The following is a 25,825-nucleotide window of genomic DNA, read 5'->3' as shown; positions in this document are numbered from 1 at the left end:
CCTTGGACGGTGAGTGCGATGTCAGGCCGCGCCGAGCGTGGCGCCGCCGTCGATGGTGATGGTCTCCATCGTGATGTGCCGGGCATCGTCCGAGAGCAGGAAGCCGCAGGTGGCAGCGATGTCTCTCGGCGTGGCCACCCTGCCCAGCGGGATCCCGAGCCGGTAGACGCCGGGATCGCCGTCGACGGACCGCCCGGCCGCGTCGCCGGCGGGATGCATCCCGGTCAGCATGGGCGTGAGCGTCGACCCGGGAGCGACCACGTTGCAGCGGATCCCCGACCCGGCGAGCTCGAGTCCGAACGTGCGTGTCAGCGCGACGACCGCGGCCTTGGAGGCCCCGTAGGCGCCCATCCCCCAGCGGGGGGTGCGGGCGGCGTTCGAGGCGATGGTGACGACCGAGCCCGGTGTTCCCTCGTCGATCATGTGCCGGGCGATCGCCCGGGTCACCAGGAACGTACCGATCACGTTCACGGTGAGGACGCGGTGCCATGCTCCGGCGTCTCCCGTGACGAGCTCGCCGCTCTCCAGGATCCCGGCACCGTTGACGAGCCCGGTGACGGTGCCGCCGGCCTCCGTGCTGATCTTCAGCGCGTGCGCGACGGCATCGGGGTCCGTGATGTCACAGGCGACCGTTCCCGCGTCGCCTCCCGGGTCCGCGTCCCAGCCGGTGACCGCGTGGCCCCGCGCCAGGAGCGTCTCGACGACGGCCCTGCCGATCCCTCCGGCCGATCCGGTGACGACGACATGACTCATGTCAGCACCTCCCGGTTCCGGGTCGCGCCGAGGACCGAGGCGAGGGCGTCGGCCGGCACGTGGAGCACCCGGGCGCTGAAGCTGCGCAGCGCGTCGAGGTAGTCCGCCTCGAGCTGCCGCAGGTCGGCCCCCACCAGCGCGTGGTCCCGGACCACGACCCGCCCGCCCGCGACGACCGTGTGGACGTCCCGGCTCCCCCCGAGCTGGAGCAGCGCCTCCAGGGGCCGGGAGCTGAGCGTGAACCTCCAGTCGGTGCGCGGCACGAGCACCAGGTCGGCCGCGTGGCCCGGAGCGAGGGTGCCGACATCGGACCAGCCCAGCCCCGCGGCCGCGGTCGACGTCGCCATGGCCAGCGCCCGCGACGGGAGCACCGTCGTCGGGTCCGCGGTGTACTCGTTGTGCATGCGCCAGGCAGCGGACATGGACTCGACCATGCCGCCCACCGGGGTCGGTGCGCCGTCGGTGGACAGCGAGACCGGGATCCCCCGGCGCAGGAACTCGGTCATCGCGCCGGTACCGGTGATCGTGTCCTCACCCGTGGCCCCGTACTTCGCGGGCGAGTGCGAGACATGGGCCCCCGTCTCGAGCAGGATCCCGGTCTCGCCGTCGTCGACGAACCCGGTGTGCACCGCCATCAGCCCGCTCCCGGTGAGGCCGAGACGGTGCAACCGGCGCACCGGGGTCGTCCCGAAGTGCCGGCGGACGACCTCGGCCTCGTGGCGGAGCGCTCCGACATGGGTCGCGAACGGCAGGGCCGACTCCCGGCAGAGGTCCGCGAGCGCCGCACCGAGGGAGTCGCTCATGTTCGTTCCGTAGGCGGCGGTGGGACGCATCCGGAGGTGCTCCGGGTGTGCGCTGGTCAGCTCTTCCAGGTGCCGGAGCTCCTCGATGATCTCCGCGGGGTCGCGCGTCTGCTGGTACGCGCCGCTGTCCGGCACGATCAGCCCGTCGGCCGCCCAGGTGCTCACGGAGCAGCGGACCCCGAGCTCGAGGGCGGCCTGCGCCAGCGCCGGCGGCAGGTTCACCGATCCGACGTCGCCGAGCGTGGTGGACCCGCACAGGAGCTGCGTCGCGATCGAGTAGCGGGCGATGCGGACGGCCTCGTCCGGGGTGAGCGCGCGGGCCGCGGCGCCGAGCTTGTCGAACGCGGCCGCGATGGCGTACATGTCCCCGCCGGCCGCCATGAACGCGGCGGTGTCGTCCTGGTCGGCCGCGGGCCGCAGCGCCCCCTTGAACGCGACCCGCATCGCGAACATGTCGTGCCAGTGGGCGTTGACGAACCCGGGGAGCACCAGCATGCCGGCGGCGTCGATCTCGGTGTGGTCGGTGGTGAGGCGCTGCTGCCTCAGCCGCCGCGCCTCCCGTGTGGCGGCCGGGCCGATGGAGTGGATCCTCCCGTCGCGCAGCAGGATGTCGGTGTCGGGTCGTGGCGCGCTCGCGGGATCGCCGTCGTAGACGAAGCCGCCGGTCACGACTGTCGTACTCATGGTGTCTCGCCCCGTTCCCCGGCGAGCAGTCCGTGCCACGCGTCGATCGTCGGGTCGGCGGCGAGCCGGCCGACGTCGACGGCGTGCCCGCCGCGGCGCCAGCGGGTGGCGAGCCGCATGATCTCGATCGATCCCAGGCCGAGGACGATGAGGTTCTGCCCCGGGTCGATCGCGGACGGGTCCTTGGCGACGATCTCCGCGACGTCCGCGCGGATCTCGTCGATGGTGAGTGCGGTCATGGCTCCTCCTCAGGCGGTCTGCACGAATCGCGCGGCAAGGGCTTTCTTGTCGACCTTGCCGAGCGGGGTCAGCGGGAGCACCTCGACCGTCTCGACGCGGTCGGGCAGCTTGGTGGTCGAGATCTCGCGGGCCATCAGCTGCTGACGGACCGTCTGCAGGGTCGGTGCGGGTTCGGAAGCGACGACGACGGCGAGCGTCCGCTCGCCGAGCATCGTGTCGGGGATCGGCAGGACCGCTGCCTGCCGCACCTGGGGCAGCGCCGTCAGATGCGCCTCGACCTCCGGTGCGGAGATCTTCTCCCCGCCGCGGATGATCACGTCCTTGAGCCGTCCGGTGACCACGATGCTGCCGTCCGTGCGGCGGCGTGCCAGGTCGCCGGACCGGTAGTAGCCGTCCGAGGTGAAGGCCCGCGCGTTGTGCTCCCGCGCACGGAAGTAGCCGCGCAGCGTGTACGGGCCGCGGGTGAGGAGCTCGCCCGACTCACCGGGGGCGGCCTCGGTGCCGTCCGCCGACTCGATCCGGATGTCGTCGTGCGGCGAGACCGGCCGGCCCTGCGTGTGGATGCGCTGCTCCCGGCTGCTGTCGCCGTCGGTCATGCACAGGAGTCCCTCGGCCATGCCGAAGACCTGCTGCAGGCGCACGTCCAGCGTGTCCTCCACCGTGGCGGCGAGGTCGGGTTCGAGACGCGCCCCGCCGATCTGGATGAACCGGACCGGGAACGTGGTGCCGTCCTCGGCGGCCTGTTCCGTCCACAGTCGCGCGATCGTCGGGACGACGGAGGTGAACGTCACGCCCTCCGTCGCGGCCAGGTCGCGGCAGTCCTCGAGGAACGTCCCCGGGGCCAGGACCGCCTTGCCGCCCTGGTTCAGCACGCCCAGGACGCCGGGGCACCCCCAGGCGAAGTTGAACTCGATGGGCAGCACCACCAGGTACGCGTCGTCCCCGGTGACACCGCAGACGTCGGCGGTGCGGCGGAGCTGGTAGAGGTAGTCGTCGTGGGTGCGCGGGATGAGCTTCGGGAGCGCCGTCGTGCCGCCCGAGAGCAGGAAGAACGCGGGCTCACCGGGGGCGAGGGCAGCGGGCCGCCGGGCCGTGTCGCCCCGGACCAGCTCGAGGTCGCTCTCCGTCAGGTCCTCCGGCGCGCCCAGGTAGAGCTCCAGCTCGACGCCGTGATCGCGACGGAGGGCGGCGCCGAGCTCGGCATGTCCGAACCCCTGGTGCTGCCAGGGTGCGATGTACGCCCGCGCGCCGGAGATGCGGGCCAGGTGGCCCAGCTCGTGGGAGCGGTGCGACGCCAGGGAGAAGACCGGCTGCGCCCCGGCATGGATCAGCGCGAAGAAGGTGACGACGAACTCGGCGCAGTTGGGCAGCTGCAGCAGCACCCGGTCGCCGGGGCCCAGCCCGCGGCCGGCGAATCCGGCGGCTCGTTCGAGGACGAGCTCGTGGAGCTCGCGGAAGGTGATGCGGCGTGCGCCGTCGACGAGGGCCGTGCGGTCCGCGAAGGTCTCGGCCCAGCGTGCCGGCAGCGTGGACAGCAGGGTTCCCTCCCACACCCCGTCGGTCCGGTAGCGGTCCGCGACGTCGGCGGGCCAGGGCGTGAAGTCCTCAGACATCTGCCTCCTCCTTCGTGTCTGGTCCGCTGTGCGCGGGAACTGCTTCGATGATGCGGACGACGGCGGACGCGACCTCCATGCCGGGTCCGGCGGCCAGCAGCAGCACGTGGTCGCCCGGCCCGACGGTCCGGCCGCGCCAGAGGTGGCGCAGGCCGAGGAAGGGGTCGCTGGCCCCGGCGTGCCCGACCTGGCGGTGCAGGTCCCAGGACGTCGGTGTGTCGCCGAGACCCAGCGGTTCCAGGACCAGCGCCTGCATCGCCTGCTTCCCGTAGCCGACGTGGGCGACCGCGTCGATCTGGTCCGGTTTCAGACCGGCCTTGGCGAGCGCGACCTCGACCGTGGACTCGACCAGCAGAGCGAGGTCGCCGGGTGGCGGCTCCCCCTGCTCGGCCCAGCGCTTCTGCCAGTGCGCGCTGCGCGAGTCGAAGTCCATCGGCCGCCCGACCGTGACGGCGGGCGGGTAGAGCGGCTCGGCTCCGCGGTGCATCCCTTCCATCTCGGGCGCGGACATGTTGTGGTGCGAGACGAGCTCGGCGAAGCCGGGCCGGTTGGACAGGACGACGGCGGACGCCGCGTCGCCGAGGACGAACAGGCGCGAGGCCGTCCAGCGGTCGACGAGCGGGACGGAGAAGTTGTCCGCCGACGTCAGGAGCACGGCCGCCGGCTCTTCCGGACCCGCGCCGGCCAGCAGGCTCTCGGCCAGGCCCATCCCCGTGACCATGCCGAGGCAGCCCTGCCGCAGCTCGAAGGCGGTGATCGGCCGGGCGAGAGCCTGGTTCAGGATGTAGTGCGGAGCGGACCAGCCGTCGGGTCCCTGATGGTGGGTGACGGCGTGGATCAGCATGCGGAAGCTGTCGGCGGTGAGCGATGCGGTCGCGGCCGCCTCGGCGACGGCCGCCCGTGCCGCGTGCACCGCCATCTCGGGCGCCGAGGTCCACGGGGAGACCGCGACGGACGTCAGCCCGATCTGCTCGTGGGCAGCACTGCTCAGCCGGCCTTCCTCGACCGCCTGGTCCAGTCCGACCTTCTCCGCGATGTGCGCCCCGATGGCGTTGAGGTACAGCGAGGTCATGCCGCGGCCGCCCTCTCCGGTATCGGCACGATGAAGCGCGCGACGCTCTCGAGCTTCTCGCACGTCTCCTCGTACTCCCGCTCCGGCGTGGACTGGCCGACGATGCCCGCCCCGGCGCGCAGCCAGGCCTTGCCGTCCCGGCGGTAGGCACTGCGCAGCACGAGTGCCGCGTCGAGCCGCCCGTCGCTGTCGAGCGTCATGACCGTCCCGCTGTACAGACCGCGGGAGCCGTGCTCGTAGCGGCGGATGGTCTCGTACGCGGCCTTCTTCGGGACGCCGGAGGCCGTGACGGCGGGAAAGACGGCCCGGAACGCGTCCCAGTGGTTCTTCCCGTCGCGCAGCCGGCCGGTCACGCGCGAGGCCAGGTGCTGCACGCTGCCGCGGGGCAGGACAGCCATGAAGTCGGGGACCTCGATCGAGTCCGGCTCGCAGGCGTCGATCAGCTCGTCCGTGCCCACCTTCACCGAGATGGCGTGCTCGTAGACCTCCTTCGGGCAGGCGACGAGCTCGGCCCGCAGATCCGAGTCGACGACGGCGTTCCCGGTCAGCGCGCGCGTACCGGCGAGCGGCTGGCTGGTGACCTTCCCGTCGGGCGTGACGTTCACGACGATCTCCGGGCTGAATCCCATGGCCTCGATGCCCGGCAGATCGAGCAGGAACGACCGTGCGGGATTGTTGCCGGCGCGCCCGGCACGGTAGGAGGCGACCATGTCGAAGTCCGGCTCGATGGGCAGGACCCGCGAGAGGATCACCTTGGCCAGCCGGCCGTCGTTGATGTCCTCCACCGCGTTCGTGACGGCTTCCTTGTACTCCGCGCCGCCGGACGCCCGGACGTCGGTCTCGGTGGGGACCGCGTCGGAGACGTACCGGGAAGCCTCCAGGATGGCCCGGTTCACGCGGCGCAGGTCGATCTCGTCGAGTGCCCGGACGCTGAGGTGCCCGTCCAGGACGCGGATGTCGACCTTCGGGACGACGAGGTAGGCGAGGGTCTCGTCACCCTCCACGTGGTCGCCGGCAAGCAGGTAGGACAGCTCGAACGCCGCCCATCCGTAGGCCCGCCAGGCCGGTACGCCGACGTCCTCGATGAGGGACTGCATCTCACGAAGCGGGTCACCGGTCCAAGGCCTGTCGATCTCCACGGTCCCCCGCCGGGAGAACGTGATCCGGTTCGCGGTCAGGCGGACCTCGGCCTCGGCACCGCCGGCGTAGCACCATTCGCGGCGCTCGCCCTCGAAGACCACGTAGTCCTCGAAGACCTTCGCCGCCGCCAGGCCCGTCATGAGGTCCATCGGACGGAACGTCGCCGGAAGAGGATCGGTGGACACGATGTATTCACGGGTGTTCATCGCTGCTCGCTTTCTGCACGATCAGGTTGTTACTGGCTATGACATTACGGAGGTAACACGATGGGGTGAACGGGTTCCTCATCAGTGCTCGTTCTCCTTTCCATCACCGCCGGACCGGTCCTCCGCCGGGGCACCCCCGGCACCGGTGCTCAGGCAGCGAGCGGCTGCTCGAGCATCGCGCCACGCCCCTCGGTGAAGGTGGTCGCGCCGTGCAGCCAGGCCAGCTCCGCACGGAGCGCCGTCTGGTCCAGGGCCGCGAGCAGCCCGTCGCGGTCCGCCGCGGCGCCCCCGCTCGGGTGGTAGAAGTAGCTGCCCATGTCCCGGGCCACGACCTGGACATCGCCGGCGCGTCGCCGGCGCAGCCGCTCGTACGTGCGCAGCGCCCGCAGGACCGAGCCGTCCCCGGCCAGCGCGCGGCTCAGCACGATCGCGTCCTCGAGGGCCATGCACGCTCCCTGGGCGGCGTACTGCAGCATCGGGTGGGCGGCGTCCCCGAGGAGCGCCACCCTGCCCCGGGCCCATCGGGTCTGCGGGTCGCGGTCGCACAGCACCCACGACCTCCAGTCCTCGCCGAGCCGGAGCAGTCCGGCGGCCCGCGGACACAGGTCGCCGAACTCGCGCAGGACCTGATCCCGGTCCACGGGTACGCCGCTCTTCTCGGCGGGTGCGTCGTCGTCGCGGGTGATGGCCATGTTGAGCATGCCGCCCCCGGCCACCGGGTAGTGCACGAAGTGCCACTTGTTCCCCGCCCACAGGGTGACACGGGGCGCCCGGAGCTCCGCGGGGACCCGGTCCATGGGCACCATGGTCCGGTAGATGGTGTGCCCGGAGATCCTCGGCGGACCGTCGCCGAGGAGCTGCCGGCGTACGGCGGACCGGATCCCGTCGGCACCGATCAGCACGTCACCGACGAAGGTGCGCCCGTCCGAGAGCGTCACGGCCACCGTGCCACGCCGTTCCCGGTACCCGACGACGTGTGCGGAGCAGTGCACCTGGATGTTCGGGTCGGCCGAGCACGCCCTGACGAGCGCGGCATGCAGCTGACCACGATGGACCACGGCGTACGGGTGCCCGAACTCGGACACGTAGTCCGGTCCGGTGTCGACGCGAACCAGAGCATCGCCGCTCTCTCCGTCCAGGAGATCGAGACTGTCGATGCGCGTGGTGACCGCCTCGACCGCGTCCGACACGCCGAGCTGCTCCAGCGCCCGGAAGGCGTTCGGGGCGAGCTGGATCCCCGCGCCCAGCTCTCTGAGCTCGGTCGCACGCTCCAGGACCTCGACACGGGCACCGGTGGCGGCCACGGCGAGCGCCGTCGCCAGTCCACCGATGCCACCACCGGCGACGACGACACGCATCTCAGGCCACCGCCCTGCCGTCGTCGCTCTCCGTCGCGGCCAGGAGCTCGGCCATGACGGCGATCGTCGGGCCCTCGAGCAGGTCCTCGACCGGGATCTGCACCTCGAACGCGCGCTGCACCTGCTCCCCGATCCGGGCCGCTCGCAGCGACGTCCCGCCGAGCTCGAAGAAGTTGTCGTCCCGGCCGATCCCCTCGATCTCGAGGACGCTCCTCCAGAGTCCGGCGAGACGCTCCTCCACGTCACCGCGAGGAGCGCTGTACGGGGTGGACAGCTCCGGGCGGGCACGTGGCGGTTCCGGCAGCGCCTTGCGGTCGATCTTGCCGTTCGTCGTGAGCGGGAACTCACCGACGACGTACGCGGTCGGGACCATGAAGGCCGGCAGGCGCTCGGCGAGCGCCGCGCGGATCGCGACGACGTCGGGCACCTCACCGCGGCGCGGCTCCACGTAGGCGGCGAGCCAGGCGTCGCCCTGGGCGTCCCGCTTCGCGAGCACGACGGTCTGCCGCACCCCCGGCTGCTCGGCGATCAGCACCTCGATCTCGCCGAGGTGGACACGGTGACCACGGATCTTGACCTGGTGGTCGGTCCGGCCGACGATCTCGATGCTGCCGTCGATCCAGTACCGGGCCATGTCACCGGTCCGGTAGAGGGTCGGCCGGCGCTCGGGGTCGATCGGGTTGGCGACCCACTTCTCCGCCGTGGCCTCGGGCAGCCCGAGGTACCCGGCGGACAGGCTGTCGCCGACGACGCACAGCTCGCCGATGACCCCGACCGGCACCGGACGCAGCCGCGGGTCCAGGACGTGGGTACGGACGTTGGCGGTGGGCCTGCCGATCGGCGGCATGCGCAGCTCGAGCCCCTCCCCCTCGGTCCGGGCCATCTCGGTGAGGTCGCAGCACGCGACGACCGTCGCCTCTGCCGACCCGTAGAGGTTCATCACCGCGAACGGCAGGTCGGCCGGAGGCCAGGCCTGGACGCGTTCGCCACAGATGCGGATGTTGCGCAGCGGCGTGTCCTGGGGCCACGGCAGGGTCCACAGGCGTTCCGCCATCGCCTTCATCATCAGGGCGTGCGTGACCGACTCCTGGAGCAGCCACTGCTGCAGCCGCTCCGGCGAGGGGATCACGTCGGCGTCCGGGACGAGCACCGTGCCGCCGGCCGCGAGCACCGGGAAGACCTCGACCTCGACCATCCCGTAGCCGGGTGCGGCCATCCACGCGCCCCGGGTACCGCTGTCCATCCCGCAGACCTCGCGCATGCTGTGGACGAGGTTGCGGGCCGCCTCGAAGCGGACCATGACCGCCTTCGGCTTGCCGGTGGAGCCGGACGTGTAGCAGATGTGGATGAGGTCGTCGCCGGCCGGGGGCGCGTCGTGGGCCGCTCGGCCCGGGTTGCTCCAGTCGTCGGCGTCCAGCGCCAGGACCGGAACGCCACCGTCCACGACCGCGCGATGTGCGTCGAGCGTGAGAGCCAGCACTGCTCCGGCGTCGTGCAGCATGAACTCGAGGCGGTCGGCGGGGAAGTCGGGGTCGAGGAGGATCGCCGCGGCCGACAGCTTGAAGCAGGCCATCTGCGCGACCAGGCTCAGCCCACAACGCGGCATGCACACGCCGATCCGGTCGCCCTGCGTGACGCCCCGCGCCTCGAGCGTGGCCGCGAGCTCGTTCGCCTGGTCCTCGAGCTCGCCGTAGGTGAGCACCTCCTGCCCGTCTCGCACGGCGTGACGGCCGGGGTCCTGCTGGGCGATCCGGGCGACGAGCTCGTGGATGTAGAGCGGCGAGACCGGCTCCTCGGTGCGGTTCCAGTCGAAGACGATCGTGTCGTTCTCGTCGGGAGACAGCAGCGCGACGTCGGCGACGGCGGTCTTCTCGTCACCGACCGCTGCCTCGATCACCGCGCCCAGGTGACGGGCGTACTGCTCCGCGGCCTGGGGGACGAACGTCCTGGCGCCCAGGCGGACCGTCCACGCCTCGGGAGTGACGCGGAGCTCCACGTCGGCCACTGCCGACGGCGCCGGGGCGTCGACCGTCAGGGTCGCCACCGCGTCCGACGTGCCGGGTGCGTGCCGGACGACGTCCTGCGGTTCCAGGTCTTCCAAGGAAGCCGTGGGGTCGAGGCAGTACTCGGCCGTCTCGGTGCCGGTCGGCGTGACGACGTCGAGCGCGAACGACGGCGTACCGGCGTACCGGTAGAGCAGGGTCGCCAGCGCGACCTGTGCGACGCTGCGTCGCTCCTCGGCCGGGAGGCCGGCCGGGACGGGGACGGGGGCGGTGGTGCACCCCTCGGCGGCATCGGCCGGGCGAGGGCGCGTCAGCGGGAGCTGGATATCGCTGGATGTCATGGTTTCTTCCTCCGTGGTCGGTCCGGGTGGGCGGGTTGCGGGATCTCAGGCGACGGCGGCGGCCTCGGGGATGCCGGAACGCCGGCGGGCGGCGGTCCGGAGCCCCTCGATCGCCGCGACGGTCGCGTCCCAGCCCATGCAGGCGTCGGTCACGCTCAGGCCGTAGACGAGCTCGCCGGGCGCGGCGGGTCCGACGGGCAGGTTCTGTCGTCCGGCCTCGAGGAAGCTCTCGATCATGAGGCCGCTGATCCCGTTCTCCCCCGTCGCGAGCCTCGCCGCGAGCTCGTCGATGACCTCGGCCTGGCGCAGGTGGCACTTGCCGGAGTTCCCGTGGCTGGCGTCGATGACGATCCCGGTGTCGACCCCGGCCTCGGCGCACTGGCGCCCGGCGCGGGCAACGGTGAGCGCGTCGAAGTTCGGACCGGTCACGCCGCCCCGCAGGATCAGGTGGGCGTCCCGGTTGCCGCTCGTGCGGCGCTGCACCAGGCGACCGTCCGCGCCGACGCGGGTGACGGTGTGCGGGCGTGACGCGGCGACCAGGGCGTCGATCGCGTCGTCAGGGGATCCGTCCGTGCCGTTCTTGAACCCGACGGGGACGTCGAACCCGCTCGCCGCCTGGCGGTGGGGCTGGCTCTGGACCGTCCTGGCGCCGATGCACGACCAGGAGATCAGATCCTCCAGGTAGGGCTGGAGCGCCAGGTCGAGGACCTCGGTGGCCAGCGGGATCCCCTGGTCCAGAAGGTCGAGCAGGAGCTGCCGGGACGCGGTCGCACCAGCCTCGAGGTCGGGCGCGCCGGACAGGGACGGGTCGTTCAGGAAACCGGTCCAGCCGAGGCGGGTACGCGGCTTCTCCACGTACGCGCGCATGACGATCAGGAGGTCGTCCGCCGACTGGGCGGCGATCTCCGCGAGACGTGCGGCGTACTCCAGGGCCGCAGCCCGGTCGTGCAGCGAGCACGGGCCGGCGAAAACCAGGATCCGGTCGTCGTCGCCGCGCAGGACCGCGCGAATCTGGTTCCGGGTCTCCCGCACGAGCTCGCGCTTCGCAGGGTGCAGCGGCAACGCTTCTCGGAGCTCCCCGGGGGAAGGAAGGTGGACATCGAGCTCGGGGGCGACGGTCAGATCAGACATCTTCAGGCTCCTTCGGTCGGGTTGTTCTCGACCCGGACCACGGCCGCGGAGAACGTGAACCCCATCCCCGTGCCGATCAGGAGCAGGTGGTCTCCCGGGTGCAGGGACTCGTGCCCGCTGAGGTGGTCCAGGGCGTAGATCTGGTCGGCCGGCCCCAGATGGCCCACGGTGAGGCCGGGATCGGACAGAATTTTCGCGGGCTCGAAGTCCAGGGGACCGAGGAAGCTGTCCCTGAGCAGGTCCGCCCCGACGAACGGCGGCACCAGCCACGTCACGTCCGAGGCGTCGAGACCGGCGTCCGCGAGCGCTCCCGCGACACAACGGCGCACGCCGTCGTGCGACTTGTTGCGGATCTGCTTGAGCGAGACCTTGCCGGACGTGAAGAACTCGCGGGTGCGTGCGACGGTGTCCACCGGACGTGGCTCGTGGGTGAAGGGGGCGTCGCCCCGGGACAGTCCTTCGAGTGCCGTGTCGGCGACGGAGCTCACGGACAGCAGGCGCAGGCGGCCCGGTCTCCGCGAGAGCACCGCCGCGGCGGCACCGTCGCCGAAGACCATGCCGGGCGACAGGTTCCACCTGTCGAGGGGCTTTCCGTACCGGTCTGCGACCGTGACCAGCGCTGAAGGCATGGAGGGCTTGGCCGCGAGCAGCGCACCCGCCGTCTCGAGACCGGCGAGCGATCCGTTCGACGCGGCGTCGACCCGGAACGGCCGCTCCGAGAGCTCCTCGCCGAGGAGCTGGTTCGCCAGCCAGTTCTCGACGGGCCACAGGTCCAGGCCCTGGAACCCCACGTGGACATGGATCAGCTGGGAGGCGGCGTCGACCGTCACCCCGGCCGCGCGCGCCTGCTCGATCGCCGGCGCCGCGGCGGCAAGCGCCATGTCAGGCGGGGCCAGGTCGGTGACGGCGACCGACCTGATCCGCGTGCTCGCCGCCTTCTCGGAGGAATAGTCACCGGACTCGACCGCCGCGTCGACGAACGCCCGCGAGCCCACATAACTGCCCAGACCGTTGATCCAGACATCGTCGAGTTGCATGGGGCACTCCTCCTCATCGGGTCCGTTACCGACTAAACCTTGACGCAAGTAACGCATGTCCGACAAGACCGTCACCGATCAGTGGTCCTTCTCGTTGAGAACAGCGCGCGGAGCAGTCCGCGACCCTCAGGGAGCCGCTCTGCCGCCGCGCTGACGCGCCGCACCGCCGCGCAGAAGATGCCATGGCAACTGGTTACCTTGTGGCAGACAGGGGTCGTCGCAAGTGTGGGTACAACCCCCCGGAAACCCGGGCGCAGGACGAAGCCTTGGGAGCACACCGATGACTCAGGACCTTCAGATCAACCGTCTACGCACCCTCACAGCCGTCGTGGACCATGGCGGTTTCCGCCGCGCGGCAAGCGTGCTGTGCATCACCCAGCCGGCCGTGAGTCAGCAGATCCGCCACCTCGACCGATTCATCAAGGGACCCGTGTTCGCCAGCACGGGACGAGAGCTCAGGCTGACGCCACGCGGCGAGGAGCTCCTAGGATACGCACGCCGCATCGTGGCTCTGAACGACGAGACCGTGGAACGCTTCCTGACCGCCGTGCCGAGCGGCGAACGCCTCGTCATCGGCGTCGGAGATCAGCTCGCCGAGGCCCTGCCCGAGGTCCTCACGCAGCTGACCACCGTCCTGACACGCGCCAAGATCTCGTTCCGGACGGCCGCGAGCGCCAGCCTCGAAGCTGCCGTGGACACCGACGGGCTCGATCTGGCGGTCCTGATCGACCCCTCCGACCGCGCCAGCTCGACCCTGTCCGACCTCGAGCTCGGCAGCGTCCGGCTCGGCTGGTTCGGCGAGTCCGCGGACGAGGGCGACCGGCTGCCGCTCACCCTGCCGACGGAGCCGTCGTCGCTGCGGGGGAAGGTCATCGGGGTGCTCGACGCGGAGTCCGTGCCCTGGCACGTCGCCTACGAGGGATCCGATCTACCGGGTCTCCGGGCCGCGATGAAGACCGGGATCGGCGTCGGGTGCCTGCTGGACAACGGGGACCGCCTCTGGGGCCTGCCGCGTCCGAGCAAGCGGTCCCTCCCGGCCCCGCCGCACCCGGTCCCCCTGGCGCTTCGCGTCGGGCGACGCTCGGGGGTCAGCAGGAGCACCGTCAAGGTGACTCGTTCCGCCCTCCAGCGCGCGTTCGCGACCTACCCCCTCGCCTGACCGCCGCGTGCCGGCGCCCTGTGCATCCATCAGGCGTCGGCACGCGGGGCGCCGTCACAGGCCTCGGGGACGTCAGCTGCGGAGCGCCTCGCCCTGGGCCGGACCGGCGGCACGCGTGTCCCCGCTCATCCGCGCCCCCCTCACAGGTGTCCCCTGCTCCTCGACGGGGCTGAACACCAGCTGCAGGCAGCCGCTCACGGTCACCCGCTCCACGTGGACCCCGTAGACCCGATGGAGGGTGTCCGGGGTCAGGACCTCGTCGGCCGCCCCGGCGACCACGACCCGGCCGCCGTCGAGCAGGATCAGCTTCGTGCAGTAGCGGGCGGCCAGGTTGAGGTCGTGCAGGACGACGATCGTGGTGACCCCGAGCCGGCCGACCATCCGCAGCAGATCGTGCTGGTAGCCGATGTCGAGGTGGTTGGTCGGCTCGTCCAGGAGGAGGTGGTCGGCCTGCTGGGCCAGCGTCCGGGCGACCAGCACGCGCTGCTTCTCCCCGCCGGACAGCGTGGCGTAGCGACGGTCGGCGAGCTGCCGGGCACCGACCTGGGTCAGGGCGGCTGCGACCGCCCGGTGGTCCTCCCTGCTCAACGCAGCGAGAGCGCTACGGTGCGGAGCCCGGCCGAGCAGCACCATGTCCGCGACGGTGACGGGCAGGTCCGAAGGGGTCTCCTGGGCAACCACGGCGATCCGCCGGGCGAGCTCGCTTCCGCGCAGAGCGGTGACCGGCTCGTCGTCGACCGTGACGAGGCCTGCCCGCGGGCGCAGGGCGGCGTACAGGGTGCGCAGGAACGTGGTCTTGCCGCTCCCGTTCGGTCCGATCAGCCCGACCGTCTCCCCCGGGCCGGCATGCAGCTCGACGCCGTCGACCACGAGCCTGCCGTCGTAGTCGACCGAGACATCGCTCGCTGAGATCATCGTCACCGGCTCCTTGCGTGGTCGCGGGTCAGCGGGTCGGGTCGAGGCGGCGGACGAGCAGGAACAACAGAGGTGCCCCGGCCAGGGCGGTGAGGATTCCCAGGGGCAGCTCCTGCGGCGCGAGGACGGTCCGCGCGAAGACATCCGCCCAGACCAAGAAGATCGCCCCGAACAACGCAGCCACCGGGAGCAGCAGCCGGTGTCCGGTCCCGACGCACCTGCGCGCGACGTGCGGGATGATCAGGCCGACGAACCCGATGCCGCCCGAGGCCGCGACCAGCGCCCCGACGCAGAGTGCGACCACCACCATGACGGCCGCGCGCAGACGGGTCGGCGAGATGCCGAGCGCCTGAGCGGTGCTGTCCCCGATCGCCAGGGCGTCCAGGTGGCGGGCGCGGGCCATCAGCAGCGTCACGGTCGCGAGCACCGCTGCCCACGTGAGGAGGGCGGACTGGCCCGTCGCGAGCGTCAGGGACCCGAGCGTCCAGAACAGCACGGAGCGTCCGGCGTCCGGGTCGTCGGAGGCGAAGATCAGGAACGACGTCATCGCATGCAGGACGTAGCCGACCGAGACGCCGGCCAGCACCAGTCGGGTCGAGGTCATCTGCCCACCGACCCGGGCGAGCAGGAAGACCCCGACTCCTGCCGCGAGGGCGCCCACGAAGGCACTTCCCGCGAGCGAGCTCGAGCCGACACCGGTGGCGCCGAAGCCGAACAGGATGGACGCGGCGGCCAGGGTCGACGCCCCGGAGGTCACCCCGAGGAGGTAGGGCTCGGCCAGGATGTTGCGCGTCAGCGCCTGGAGGGCGACACCGGCGATCGCGAGTCCCGCACCCACTGCCGCGCCCAGCAGCACGCGCGGCACCCGCAGCAGCCAGACGACGGACTCCTCAGCCGGAGTCCAGGTGACCTCGACCGGCACGCCGAAGACATGCCGACCCACTACCTGGGCCACCGTGTCCAGCGGGATCGCCACGGGGCCGAGCCCGAACGCCACCGGGAGCGTGACGAGCAGGGCGGCCAGCAGCCCGCCGGTCCAGAGCCCGCCGTGCCGCCGACGCCGGTCGTGCTCCAGGTCGTCGTCGTAGAGGCCTGCCCCCTGGTTCCCGGCCGGGCCCTTCCCCGGCTCCGTGCGCGCGCTGTCCGGACGGGCCGCGCTCACCGGGCAGGGTCCCGGAGCGTCAGGACGGCGCCGAGGGCGACCACGGTCAGGGCGGCGAGCGCCACGGCCGCCCCGGCGTAGCCGGCCGCTCCCAGCCCGGCCCCCGCGGCCGCCGTCCCGAGGAACAGGCCCAGGCTCATCCCCGCGGCGTTGAGGCTCAGCGCGGGCCCGCGAACCTCTGAGCAGCGCCGCACCAGCATGGTCACCACCGCTGCCGCGACCACGGCGTGGCCGGCCGACAGCACCGCCGTGCAGAGCAGCGCGAGCGCCGGCACCGGGGCGACATACACCCCGACGAGCGCCGCCAGTGCGGTCAGGAGGCTGGTCGCCATGACGCGACGTGCCCGATGATCGGACTCGTCGAGGTTGAGCAGCCGGCCGGCAAGGAGGTGGCCGACGAAGAACGACCCTCCGCTGAGCCCCCAGACGAAGGCGAACAGCGTGGGTGTCAGATCGAACCTGTCGGCATACAGGGGGGCCAGGAAGGCCAGGTGGCCCATGAAGGCACCGGCCCGCGCGAACGCCACGAGGAGCAGCGCAAGGGCTCCCGGCACGGCCGCGAGCGCGCGGAAGGCGGCAAGGTAGCCGAGCCGTGGGCCGTGGTGCTCGGTGGGAGAGTCGTCGCGGCCGAAGCGGGACAGCAGCGGGGCCAGAGCGAAGGCCAGTACGGCGATCGCGATCAGGTCTCCCTGCCAGCCCCACCACAGGGTCGGCAGCACGATCAGGGGCGCCCCCAGCGTGGACGCCAGCGTCTGGGACGTCATGACCAGCGTCGCGGCACGGCTCGCGGCAGGCCCGGACCCGAACCGGTCCGCCGCCGCCGTGGACAGCGCCGGGTACAGCAGAGCGTTCGACACACCGGTGAGCAGGCAGAACGCCGCGAGGGCGGGCACCCAGGACAGTGTGCCGACCACAGCGGCCACCCCGAGCAGGACCAGCGCCCCGGCGGCCGCCAGCCGGGGCGCCAGCCGGCCGATGAGCGGAGCCAGCGCGACACCGGTCAGGACCGCTCCGATGCCGCCGAGTCCCCGCAGGGAACCGATCTCGGCGTATCCGTCGCCGGCGGCGTCGGCGATCTGCACCAGGTAGGTGCTGAACACGGTGAAGGGCAGCAGGCCCACGGCGGAGGCGAGCAGGGTCGGCCAGACCGCGGCGATGATCCGTCGCTCGCCGGGAAGCGTCTCGGGTTCGACCACGCCTGTCTCGCTCACGATGCCTCCGACAGCCCGGCGCGGATCATGGCCAGGTCGGTGTCGAAGTCCTCCACGGTGAAGGCCTCGGACAGGGGCTCACCCGCCAGCGCCTCCGCCGCCAGCTCCCGTCGCGCCTCGTAGGCGGTCAGGAGCGTGTCGATCGTCGGACACGCCACGGCGAGGTGCCGCGCGACACCCTGGATGACCTTGGTGCGGTAGTAGTCCTCCTTCGGCATGCGGGGGACGTCCCACTCACCGGCGGTGTTGCGGAAGACCGGCCGGATCGGGATGGCTGAGAAGTCGAAGTATCTTCCGTCGCGGTCGGGCGCAGAGAAGGGGTCGATGAGCAAGGAGGCGTAGCGCACGTAGACGAGGTACTCCTGGTGGATGGTGGGCAAGGATTCGAACGCGGCCACGTCGGCCACGCCGATGCTCTCCGGGCGCACGGGGTAGCTGTCCTCGAGCATGAACGCGAGCAGGTTGACGCCGGTGCCTCCCAGCGCGACGACGACGGCCGTCAGCTCCCGCCACATGGCGACCACGGTGCGGATCAGCGACGGGGTGACCGGGCCCTCGGGGAACAGCTTGTAGACGTAGGTCGTGGGTCCGGGCTCGGCGAACACCGCGCCCAGCGCGACGTCGTTCATGAACAGTGCCGGGTGCACGTAGAGCGAGATGTTCCTGCTCTCGGCCTCGATCGCGTGGTCGAGGACCTCGGCGGTGACGCCGACCGACCCGTGCAGGGCGCGCAGGCGTCCCAGCACCGGCGAGGCCGGGGTGGTCGAGCCCATGTAGATCCTCCGTTTGACCCCGGCGGTCAGCACGGTGCCGCCGGGCGTACCGTTCGCCCACCGGGTGTCACCCAGGTAGCTCGAGAAGCTGATGACCTCCGGGTCCGCGCCCGCCTGCACGGCATACCCACGAACCAGGGAGCTGGAGCCGAGCGTAGGCGAGAGCAGGACGATGCGCTCGATCTGCGCGAGGAGGCGTCGGTCCAGCCGTCGCAGCACCGGGACGTAGGCATCGGCGGTCACCGTGAGGACCAGGGTGTTCCACTCCCCCGCGACCGCCTCGTAGCCCCGGAACCACTGGTCGAGCCGGCATTCTCCGGCCAGCGCCTGGTGCTGGTCGTTCTGGACGGCGACCCGCAGGACGCCGCCGCTCTCGGCGAGGGAGGCGAAGAACGCCTCCGAGCGCACCGACTCGCGTCCGACGATCCCGACAGCCCCTCCGGCTCGTCCGATCAGCACGGCGGTCTGTACCGCGGTCGGTCCCGTACCGGCGACGAGCACCTTCCCGAGTTCGGCCATGCGCTATCCCGCCCCTCCGACGTGTGACTTCGTGTAGACCGCGATGTCGAAGACCTGGCCCGGCCGGCGGACGGTCTCCGCAAGGCGCCATCGCTGCGGGTCGACCGGCTGCATCGGGTAGTTGAAGAGCGACTTCAGCCCGTCCCCGAATCTCATGACGACGACGACGTCGTCGCGGGTCAGCGGGTGGATCCGGTGCAGGAGGTCGTACTTGGCCTCGACCGTGGAGCTGAAGACCACATGGGTGGCGCGTCCGGTGAAGGGCAGGTCCTCGACCGGTTCGTGCTCCAGCGTGATGTCCGAGGAGTCCGCCAGCCGCTGCACCACGCGACGCCCGAGGGCGATGGCTTCCCCGTCGATGTCGACCCCCGCCACGGGCGCACCGGTGCGCTCCGCGATGTGCAGCAGGGTCATCGGGAACGAGCCCGAGCCGACGAGGAGCACCGCGGAGTCCGGGGTCGGCTCGAGGGCGCCGAACTCCTCCGCGATGCTCGACTCCACGTTCGCGAAGTAGCCGGCCGCCCCCTCGGTGCCGTCCAGCAGCCGCAGTGCGCGGTACTTCTCCACGACCGCGGCACACCGCGCGGACTGCGCTCGCAGGTCGCTCACCAGCTCGGCGGAGCCGGGCGGCCCCTCCTGGTCGAGCGAGAGAAACGGTGCTTCGTGGCGCTGGTCGGTCACGAACACGCAGTAGTCAGCCATCACCGCCTCGAGGTCGGCGGCGCGACGGGTCGACCCGTCGTACCCGTCCGCGGCTGCGACGAATCGGCGTCGGTACTCGTGCAGTGATCGGAGCAGGTCGGGGCGCGTCGGGGTGAGGTCTGCGGCGGGCCCGCGGGGAGCGGTATCAGCCATGGACGTACGCCGTCCCCTCGGCCACGACCTGGACCTGCCCGCAGATCCGCAGATCGGTCACCCCACGGCTCCCGTGGTCGGCCCGGACGTGCATGGTGCCACCGGGCTGGTGCACGCACGTGCGCACCGGAACCCGGGACGTCGCAGCGAGGTAGGCACCGACCGAGGCCGTCCCGGACCCGCAGCTACGCTCCCACACCATGCTGTCCAGCGAGGGGACGGCGACCAGGGGAGCCAGCTCCTGGCGGTGGGGGTCGTAGAGCATGACGCCCACCACGGGGACGCCCGCGGTCGCCGCGAGTCGCACGGCGACCTCCTGGGCACGCTCCCTCAGCGCCTGGTCGTGCCGCCCGCTCTCGACCACGAGGTGCACGACGTCCGGGTAGCGGACCAAGGCGGACCGGCCGGCGCCCACCCCCGGGAAGAGGTACGGCTCGATCGGGCCCGGCAGCGGCATCGTGAGCTCGCACCGGTACGAGGCATCCTGACGTTCGACCCGGCAGGTCAGAGGGCCCTCTGCGCCCGAAGCCTCCAGGACGACGTCGGTCCGGTCGCCGACGGCGGGCTCCCGCTCCGCGGCGATCAGCACCGCCAGTGCCATGCAGGCGTTGCCGCAGAACTCGTCTCCTGCCATGTGCAGGCGCGCCTGAGCCTCGGTGGTCGTCGCACCACGGACGAATCCCACCTGCTCGGCCTGCAGGTGCCCTGCGGACAGGATCTGCGCCGCGATGGCCCGGTAGTCGGCGAGGGCATGGGTGCTCGTCACCAGCACGGTCATGTTCTGCGTCGGGCTCAGCTTCACGAAGTCGACCTCCGTGGCGGCCCGCGCCAGTGCCCGCAGCGACCGCCTGCGCACATGCGGATGCGTGTGCCGGACGGCGGAGGCGCGGGAGCCATGACGCAGCCCTCCCGGTCCGCTCACGCGTCGGCCAGCAGCTCGGCGAGCCGTTCGAGCCCGTCCACGGCCAGCGGACCGGGAGAGGTGTAGTAGTAGTTGAGCGGCAGCACGGCGGCGTCGTCGTCGACCGCCGGGAGGCCCGCGAGCTCGGGCCGGCCGCGCAGCTCTTCCACCACGGCCTCGTCCGACCCGATGGTCGAGGAGCCCATGGGCAGATACATGGCGAAGACCAGGTCGGGCTCGCGGCCGACCACCTCCTCGGTGCTCGGCTCGAAGTAGCGCTTCGGCACGTCGGCGAACACGTTCTCCAGGCCCAGCGCCGACATCTGCTCCGACACCAACGACAGGCCGCCGTACGAGCCCAACGGCCCGCCGGACGAGACGTAGAGCGGGACCGCACTCTCACCCGGCCGGTCCCCCACCAGCCCCGTGGCCGCCTCGACGCGTTCCTGCATGTCCTGCACCGCGGATGCTGCCACCTGCTCGGTGCCGAACAGCCGGCCGTAGCTCTCCACGTCCCGGTAGATGAGGTCGAAGCCGCTCGCACCACCCGTGGACCGTCCCTCGACGCCCGCGCAGTAACCACTCACGGTGACAAGCTGAACGCCGGCCTCGTCGAGGCGGGCCGCGAGCAGGTCGATGTCCACACCCGAGGCGATGTCGGTGCCGATGACGGTGTCGACGCCCGCGCTGACGATCATCTCGAACGACACGGAGTACGAGTCGTCGGTCACGTGCTCGGCCTCGTGGAGCACGGCCTTGGTCTCCGGCTCGAAGGGAACCTCCATGATGCCGGCATAGTGCGTCAGCTGGTCACCGACACCGGCAGCGACGAGGAGCGACGGCGCCTCGGAACCTACCGCGAGCACCCGCTCCGGGCGAGAGTCGAAGACGACCTCCCTGCCACAGCTGTCGATGCTGACCGGCCCCGCATCCGAGTCACCGCGGCCCGCGGCGGTATCGGCCGGGGCGCCACACCCCGTGGCCACCACCAGCAGAAGGGGTACGACAGCGGCCCAGGCGCTGCGAGCTCTCATCAGACGATCACTCCGTTCTCATGACGGCCGGTTCCCGCGCGGTACCCCGCTCCGCGATAGAAGCTGATGAACAGTCCATGAAGCACTCATTCAACCACAAAAGGGGCACGTCCGAGCATATTTGAGAACGATTATTAATGTCAAGATCTGAGGAGCGCCTCCCTGCACCTGGTGTCTCGCACCTGGGTTCGTGGAGTGCGGCCGAGGTGGTCGGTGCCCCATCTTTGATGGTGTCGCGGGAGCGAATCGGCACACGAACCTTCCGAAGGACCCGACGACACCGGTGGACGCTCCCCTCAGGCCTCCGTGCGGTGGCGTCGCTCCAGGGTCGCGCCCTCGACGTCGACGTCGGGCAGGATCTTGTCGAGCCACTTCGGCAGCCACCAGGCGCTCTTGCCCAGCAGGTGCATCAGTGCGGGCATGAGCAGCATGCGGACCACGAAAGCGTCCGCGAGGACACCGAACGCGAGGCCGAACCCGACCGACCGGATCATGGCCGAGTCCGCGAAGACGAAGCCGCCGAACACCGAGACCATGATGAGCCCGGCGGCGATCACGACGGATCGGCCGGCGCGGAAGCCGCGCGCGACGGCGAGCCGCGCCGACGCGCCGTGCACGTAGGCCTCTCGCATGCCGGTGGCGAGGAAGAGCTGGTAGTCCATGGCCAGGCCGAACAGGATGCCCACCAGGATGATCGGCAGGAAGCTCAGGATCGGGCCCGTGCTGTCCAGCCCGATCAGGCCCGCGCCGAAACCCTGCTGGAACACGGCGGTGATCGCTCCGTAGGTCGCCAGCAGCGACAGCACGAACCCGCCGGTCGCGATGACCGGCACCAGGATGGAGCGGAAGACGAGAACGAGGATCAGCAGCGACAGGCCGACGACCACCACCAGGTACAGCGGCAGCACCTCGTTGAGGCTCTCCGAGATGTCGATGTTGATGGCGGCCTGGCCGGCGACGCCGAGCGCCAGCTCGCCGTCGACGGGCGGAAGCTCCCGCAGGTCGCGCACCAGCCGCTCGGTGGACTCGCTGTTCGGCCCCTCGCTGGGCACCACCTGGAACGCAGCCAGGAGGCCGTCGTCAGACACGGCGATCGGTGCCACCGCGGTGACGCCCTCGACGCCGGACAGGACGCGGGCCACCGCGAGCTGGGCCGTGGTCTGCTCGGACTCGCCGAGCCCTTCGGGCAGGTTCGCGGCGACCAGCAGCCGGGCGTTGGTCCCGGCGCCGAAGGCGTCCTCCGAGATCGTGTAGGCACGCTCCGCCTGGGAGCCGGAGGGCTCGGAGGAACCGTCCGGCAGGCCGAGCCGCATCGACTGGGCGGGTATCGCCAGCGCGAGCAGGGCGACGCCGCTGACCAGCACCGCCACCACGGCACGAACGACGGACATGGGCTTGACGTGCGCGACGGCGTCGTCCTGCCTCGCAACCTTCGCGCGAGCGCGACGGCTGACGATCCGCTCGCCGAGCAGCCCCAGCAGGGCCGGGGCGAGCGTGATCGCGACGAGTACCGCGATGGCCACGCAGGCAGCGCCGACAGTGCCCATCAGACCCAGGAACGGGACGCCGGTGATGTTCAGGGCCAGGAGCGCGACGATCACGGTGCTGCCCGCGAAGACGACGGCCGTGCCGGACGTGCCGTTCGCCAGCCCGATCGACTCGCGCACCCCCATGCCGTGCAGCAGCTGCTTGCGGTGACGGTTGAGGATGAACAGCGAGTAGTCGATCCCGACCGCCAGCCCCAGCATGAGACCGAGGACCGGGGTCACCGACGCCATCTCCACCAGGCCGGAGAACGACAGTGCGCCGAGCGCGCCGATCGCCACACCGGTCAGGGCGGTGACGATAGGGATACCCGCTCCGAGCACGGTGCCGAGCATGACCAGCAGCACCACGGCCGCGACCAGGAGCCCTGCGATCTCGCCCGGCCCCACGAGGCTCGGCACGCCCTGCGAGATGTCCGACGACGCGGCAGCCTCCACCCCGTCGATCGGCTCGGCGGTGAAGTGCTCCACGACGGCCTGCTTGGACTCGTCCTGCAGCTCCAGGCGCGGCACGTCGAACGCGACGTTCACCTGCGCGGTCGAACCGTCCTCGGAGACCAGACGGATGTTCTCGGCGAAGCCCAGCAGCTCGGATCCCTCCTCGAGCTCCTGCTCGTTCTCCCGGAGCGTGGCGCGTCCCTCGTCCAGGTCGGCCTGACCCTGCTCGGCCTCGGCACGGCCGGCGTCGAGCTGCTCCTGCTGCGCGTCGAGCTCGGCCTGGCGCGCGTCCAGCTCGGTGGTCGGGTACCCGGCGGCCTCGGCCTGCGCACGCGCGGCGTCGAGCTGTTCCTGACCGGCGTCGAGCTGCTCCTGGCCCGCGTCCAGCTCGGCCTGGCCCGCGTCCAGCTCCCTCTGGCCGGCCCTCAGCTCCGCCCGGGCGTCCTCGAGCCGCGTCCTGCCGTCCTCGAGCTGCTTCGCCTGATCGGCGCGTTCCCGCTCGGCCTCGAACGGGTCGGTCACCGTCGAGACGTCGGGCAGGTCGTCGGCATCGTCGACCAGGGCGCCGATCTGCACCCGCTGAGCGTCCGTGAGCGGTGAACCATCCTGCGTCCGGTACACGATCGTGCCGGAGGCACCCGCGAGATCCGGCAAGCCGGACTCGAGCTCCTCGACCACCTCGGAGGAAGCCAGCCCCGGGATGTCGAAACTGGTTGCGAGCGTCCCGGCCCAGGTGGCGAACGCACCTCCGGCAAGGGCGAGCACCAGGACCCACGAGCCGATCACCACCCACGCGCGCCGTGCGGCACCCTTGCCCAGCCTGTACAGCAGTTCCGCCATGGTCGTACTCCTCGCCGGTCAGGTGGTGACGCAAGCATCATACGCAACGTTGCGTCCAGTGGATCAATCCGTAGGATCTGCACATGGCAGAGCGTCGGCGAGGAGCCGCCCGGAGCGAGAGCGCCCGCCTCGCCGTGCTCCGGACGACGGCTGAACTGTTCGCGCAGCGTGGGTACGACCACCTCACGATCGAGGGCATCGCCGCCGAGGCGGGCGTGTCCAAGCAGACCATCTACCGGTGGTGGCGGTCCAAGAGCGCGCTCGTCGCGGAGTGCCTCTTCGAGGGCCTCCTGCTGCCCGCCGAGCTCACGCCACCCGATACCGGCGACATCCGGACCGACATGACCACCTGGCTGGACGAGCTGTTCCGGTTCGTCGACGCCCCGGGGAACAACGGGCTGGTCAGGTCGCTCATCACGGTGGCGGCGGAGAACGAGGACGTCGGCCGGCAGCTCAACACGTCGCTCGGCGTCTCGTCGCTGCTGACCACGCGGCTGGCAACGGCGGCACAGTCCGGAGACCTCCCCGAAGGCACGCCCCTGCGGGAGCTGATCGACGCCGCGGTCGGGGCGGTGATCCTCCACGTGCTGCAGCGCTCCCCCGTCGAACCGGGCGCCGCACAGCGGCTGGTGGGCGTGCTGCTGCGCTGAGCCGGACGGGTGGACACGCCGTCGTGCGGTGGTCGGCTCAGTGGCGGACGCGGGCGCGGGAGCGAGCCACACCGGCCAGCGTGGCTCGTACGGGTGTGCCGAGATAGATCCCCAGCGAGGCGCCCGCGGCCAGACCGACGGCGATGGACGCCGCCAGGACGAGGGAGTTCGCGCCGGCACCCGGTGTATCGGCCTGCACCACACCGAGCAGCCCGTAGAACACGGCACCGCCAGGTACGAGCGGCACGATGGCCGCCGTCGTGACCGCGACGGACGGGACGTGCAGCCGGTGCGCGACCAGGATCCCGACGAAGCTGGCCAGCAGCGCCGCGACGCCGCTCGCGGCGGCCTCGTGCAGGTCCAGCGCCACCGTGAACGCGTGCCCGAGTACCGCGATCGTGCCCAGCACACCGCTGACGGCGATGATGCGCGCACCGGCACCGTTGAACAGGGCGACGGCGATCGCGATGATGACGGCGCCCGCGAGCTGGTTCGGCAGCGGACCGAATGCCGACGGCGCGTCCGGCAAGGTCATCCGGAACCCGAGCACGCTGCCGAGCTCGAGCCCGATGAGGATTCCGACGACCAGGCCCACGGTCTGCAGCGTGAGGTCGAGGATGCGGCCGGCCGCCGTGAGCGCGAACCCGTCGATGGCGTCCTGGGCCGCGCCGACCACCGTGAGGCCGGAGAGCATCAGGACGATCCCGGACGCCACGATGATGGACGGGCGCACCCCGGTGAACGGCTCGAAGCCCGCGGTGATGAGAGCGGACACGGCCACCGCGACCGCCGTGGTCACGAACGCCCCGGCGATCTGGCTGAAGAACGAGGGCACCCGGAGCCGTGCCAGCCCCGCCTGGGTCGCCGCGGCTCCCAGCGCGGCGACGAAGGTGAGCCCCAGAAGCACCGCGGACCCTCCCGCGAGGATGCTCACGCCGACTGCGAGCAGGGCGCGGGCGATCACGACGACCGGCGACTTGTACCTGAACGGCACGCGACGGATGGCCCGGAACCTCGTGCGGGCCTCCTCGAGATCTTGACCGTCGGTGATGTCGACGATCAGCGCCTGCAGACGTTGCAGCTTCGTGTGGTCCGGTGCCGCCACCCGCACGACGCGGAACAGAGTGTGCGGCCAGCCCTCGCCACCGCGGTGGTACGACACGGCGATCGAGCTGTAGGTCACGTCCACGTGGACGCCCTCGAGCCCGTACGCACCTGCCACGCGCGTGATCACCAGCGTCACCTCGTGCGCCGACGCCCCGACCGCGAACATCGACTCCCCGATCCGCATGGCGAGGTCCAGCGTCCGAAGCATCCAGGCGTCGTCGAGGATCGGGATCGGTTCGGTGATCGCCTCCGGCGGATCGCTGCGCAGCACCCTGTGTATCGAGGAGAACAGGCGCCTGTGGGGTTGCTGAGGCATACGCCCATTCTGCGGGTGGG

At 71.5% G+C, this 25,825-nt stretch carries 21 protein-coding genes; 2 read left to right on the top strand and 19 right to left on the bottom strand.

Going from position 1 to position 25,825, the window contains the following annotated elements; genetic code table 11:
• Window positions 1-21: 21 nt before the first annotated feature.
• From ACYU96_RS10230 to ACYU96_RS10185, 10 genes are all read right to left on the bottom strand, one after another.
• Window positions 22-753 (bottom strand): SDR family oxidoreductase, encoded by a 732-nt coding sequence (locus tag ACYU96_RS10230; protein WP_460752551.1) that lies wholly within the window; start codon window positions 751-753, stop codon window positions 22-24.
• Complete coding sequence (locus ACYU96_RS10225; protein WP_460752548.1) at window positions 750-2,240, bottom strand: amidohydrolase family protein; 1,491 nt, start codon at window positions 2,238-2,240, stop codon at window positions 750-752. The genes ACYU96_RS10230 and ACYU96_RS10225 overlap by 4 nt, the downstream gene beginning before the upstream one ends.
• A complete protein-coding gene (locus ACYU96_RS10220; protein ID WP_460752545.1) occupies window positions 2,237-2,479 on the bottom strand; it encodes a phosphopantetheine-binding protein in 243 nt (80 codons plus the stop codon). The genes ACYU96_RS10225 and ACYU96_RS10220 overlap by 4 nt, the downstream gene beginning before the upstream one ends.
• A 9-nt stretch (window positions 2,480-2,488) precedes the next feature.
• Window positions 2,489-4,093 carry a (2,3-dihydroxybenzoyl)adenylate synthase gene (locus tag ACYU96_RS10215; RefSeq protein ID WP_460752542.1) on the bottom strand — a complete coding sequence of 535 codons (1,605 nt, stop codon included), beginning with the start codon at window positions 4,091-4,093 and terminating at the stop codon, window positions 2,489-2,491.
• Entirely contained in the window at window positions 4,086-5,165 is a 1,080-nt protein-coding gene (locus ACYU96_RS10210) for a ketoacyl-ACP synthase III family protein (RefSeq protein ID WP_460752539.1), read from the bottom strand. The genes ACYU96_RS10215 and ACYU96_RS10210 overlap by 8 nt, the downstream gene beginning before the upstream one ends.
• Window positions 5,162-6,511 carry a salicylate synthase gene (locus tag ACYU96_RS10205; protein WP_460752537.1) on the bottom strand — a complete coding sequence of 450 codons (1,350 nt, stop codon included), beginning with the start codon at window positions 6,509-6,511 and terminating at the stop codon, window positions 5,162-5,164. The genes ACYU96_RS10210 and ACYU96_RS10205 overlap by 4 nt, the downstream gene beginning before the upstream one ends.
• 149 nt (window positions 6,512-6,660) lie before the next feature.
• A complete protein-coding gene (locus ACYU96_RS10200; protein WP_460752534.1) occupies window positions 6,661-7,869 on the bottom strand; it encodes an FAD-dependent monooxygenase in 1,209 nt (402 codons plus the stop codon).
• A 1-nt stretch (window position 7,870) separates the two neighbouring features.
• Window positions 7,871-10,213 carry an amino acid adenylation domain-containing protein gene (locus ACYU96_RS10195; RefSeq protein WP_460752531.1) on the bottom strand — a complete coding sequence of 781 codons (2,343 nt, stop codon included), beginning with the start codon at window positions 10,211-10,213 and terminating at the stop codon, window positions 7,871-7,873.
• Between the two features lie 45 nt (window positions 10,214-10,258).
• Window positions 10,259-11,344, bottom strand: coding sequence for a 3-deoxy-7-phosphoheptulonate synthase (locus ACYU96_RS10190; RefSeq protein WP_460752529.1), 1,086 nt, complete (start codon window positions 11,342-11,344; stop codon window positions 10,259-10,261).
• Between the two features lie 2 nt (window positions 11,345-11,346).
• Window positions 11,347-12,381, bottom strand: a complete 1,035-nt coding sequence (locus ACYU96_RS10185) for a ketoacyl-ACP synthase III family protein (RefSeq protein ID WP_460752526.1) — start codon at window positions 12,379-12,381, stop codon at window positions 11,347-11,349.
• A 280-nt stretch (window positions 12,382-12,661) separates the two neighbouring features.
• On the opposite strand from ACYU96_RS10185, the gene ACYU96_RS10180 reads away from it, so the two are divergent.
• Entirely contained in the window at window positions 12,662-13,540 is an 879-nt protein-coding gene (locus ACYU96_RS10180; RefSeq protein WP_460752523.1) for a LysR family transcriptional regulator, read from the top strand.
• A gap of 72 nt (window positions 13,541-13,612) precedes the next feature.
• Here ACYU96_RS10180 and ACYU96_RS10175 read toward each other — a convergent pair whose 3' ends face one another.
• The 8 genes from ACYU96_RS10175 to ACYU96_RS10140 form a co-directional block, all read right to left on the bottom strand.
• Entirely contained in the window at window positions 13,613-14,455 is an 843-nt protein-coding gene (locus ACYU96_RS10175; protein ID WP_460752520.1) for an ABC transporter ATP-binding protein, read from the bottom strand.
• Between the two features lie 28 nt (window positions 14,456-14,483).
• The gene (locus tag ACYU96_RS10170) at window positions 14,484-15,617 is read right to left on the bottom strand and encodes a FecCD family ABC transporter permease (protein WP_460752517.1); all 1,134 of its coding nucleotides are present in this window, start codon (window positions 15,615-15,617) and stop codon (window positions 14,484-14,486) included.
• Complete coding sequence (locus tag ACYU96_RS10165; RefSeq protein WP_460752514.1) at window positions 15,614-16,828, bottom strand: MFS transporter; 1,215 nt, start codon at window positions 16,826-16,828, stop codon at window positions 15,614-15,616. The genes ACYU96_RS10170 and ACYU96_RS10165 overlap by 4 nt, the downstream gene beginning before the upstream one ends.
• On the bottom strand, window positions 16,825-18,120 hold the full coding sequence (locus tag ACYU96_RS10160; protein WP_460752511.1) for an opine metallophore biosynthesis dehydrogenase: 1,296 nt from the start codon (window positions 18,118-18,120) through the stop codon (window positions 16,825-16,827). The genes ACYU96_RS10165 and ACYU96_RS10160 overlap by 4 nt, the downstream gene beginning before the upstream one ends.
• Before the next feature lie 3 nt (window positions 18,121-18,123).
• A complete protein-coding gene (locus ACYU96_RS10155; RefSeq protein ID WP_460752509.1) occupies window positions 18,124-18,975 on the bottom strand; it encodes an SAM-dependent methyltransferase in 852 nt (283 codons plus the stop codon).
• Window positions 18,968-19,831 (bottom strand): hypothetical protein, encoded by an 864-nt coding sequence (locus ACYU96_RS10150; RefSeq protein WP_460752506.1) that lies wholly within the window; start codon window positions 19,829-19,831, stop codon window positions 18,968-18,970. The genes ACYU96_RS10155 and ACYU96_RS10150 overlap by 8 nt, the downstream gene beginning before the upstream one ends.
• Window positions 19,832-19,893: 62 nt before the next feature.
• The gene (locus ACYU96_RS10145; RefSeq protein ID WP_460752505.1) at window positions 19,894-20,910 is read right to left on the bottom strand and encodes an ABC transporter substrate-binding protein; all 1,017 of its coding nucleotides are present in this window, start codon (window positions 20,908-20,910) and stop codon (window positions 19,894-19,896) included.
• 296 nt (window positions 20,911-21,206) lie between these two features.
• On the bottom strand, window positions 21,207-23,732 hold the full coding sequence (locus ACYU96_RS10140) for an MMPL family transporter (protein WP_460752502.1): 2,526 nt from the start codon (window positions 23,730-23,732) through the stop codon (window positions 21,207-21,209).
• Between the two features lie 83 nt (window positions 23,733-23,815).
• Between ACYU96_RS10140 and ACYU96_RS10135 the strand changes: the two genes are divergently transcribed.
• Window positions 23,816-24,382, top strand: a complete 567-nt coding sequence (locus tag ACYU96_RS10135; RefSeq protein ID WP_460752499.1) for a TetR/AcrR family transcriptional regulator — start codon at window positions 23,816-23,818, stop codon at window positions 24,380-24,382.
• A 37-nt stretch (window positions 24,383-24,419) separates the two neighbouring features.
• Here ACYU96_RS10135 and ACYU96_RS10130 read toward each other — a convergent pair whose 3' ends face one another.
• Window positions 24,420-25,805: a threonine/serine exporter family protein gene (locus ACYU96_RS10130; protein WP_460752496.1), complete on the bottom strand. Its 1,386-nt coding sequence runs from the start codon at window positions 25,803-25,805 to the stop codon at window positions 24,420-24,422.
• Window positions 25,806-25,825 lie beyond the last annotated feature (20 nt).

Source organism: Myceligenerans cantabricum, assembly GCF_054777735.1.
This window is presented reverse-complemented; position numbering and strand designations above follow the sequence as displayed.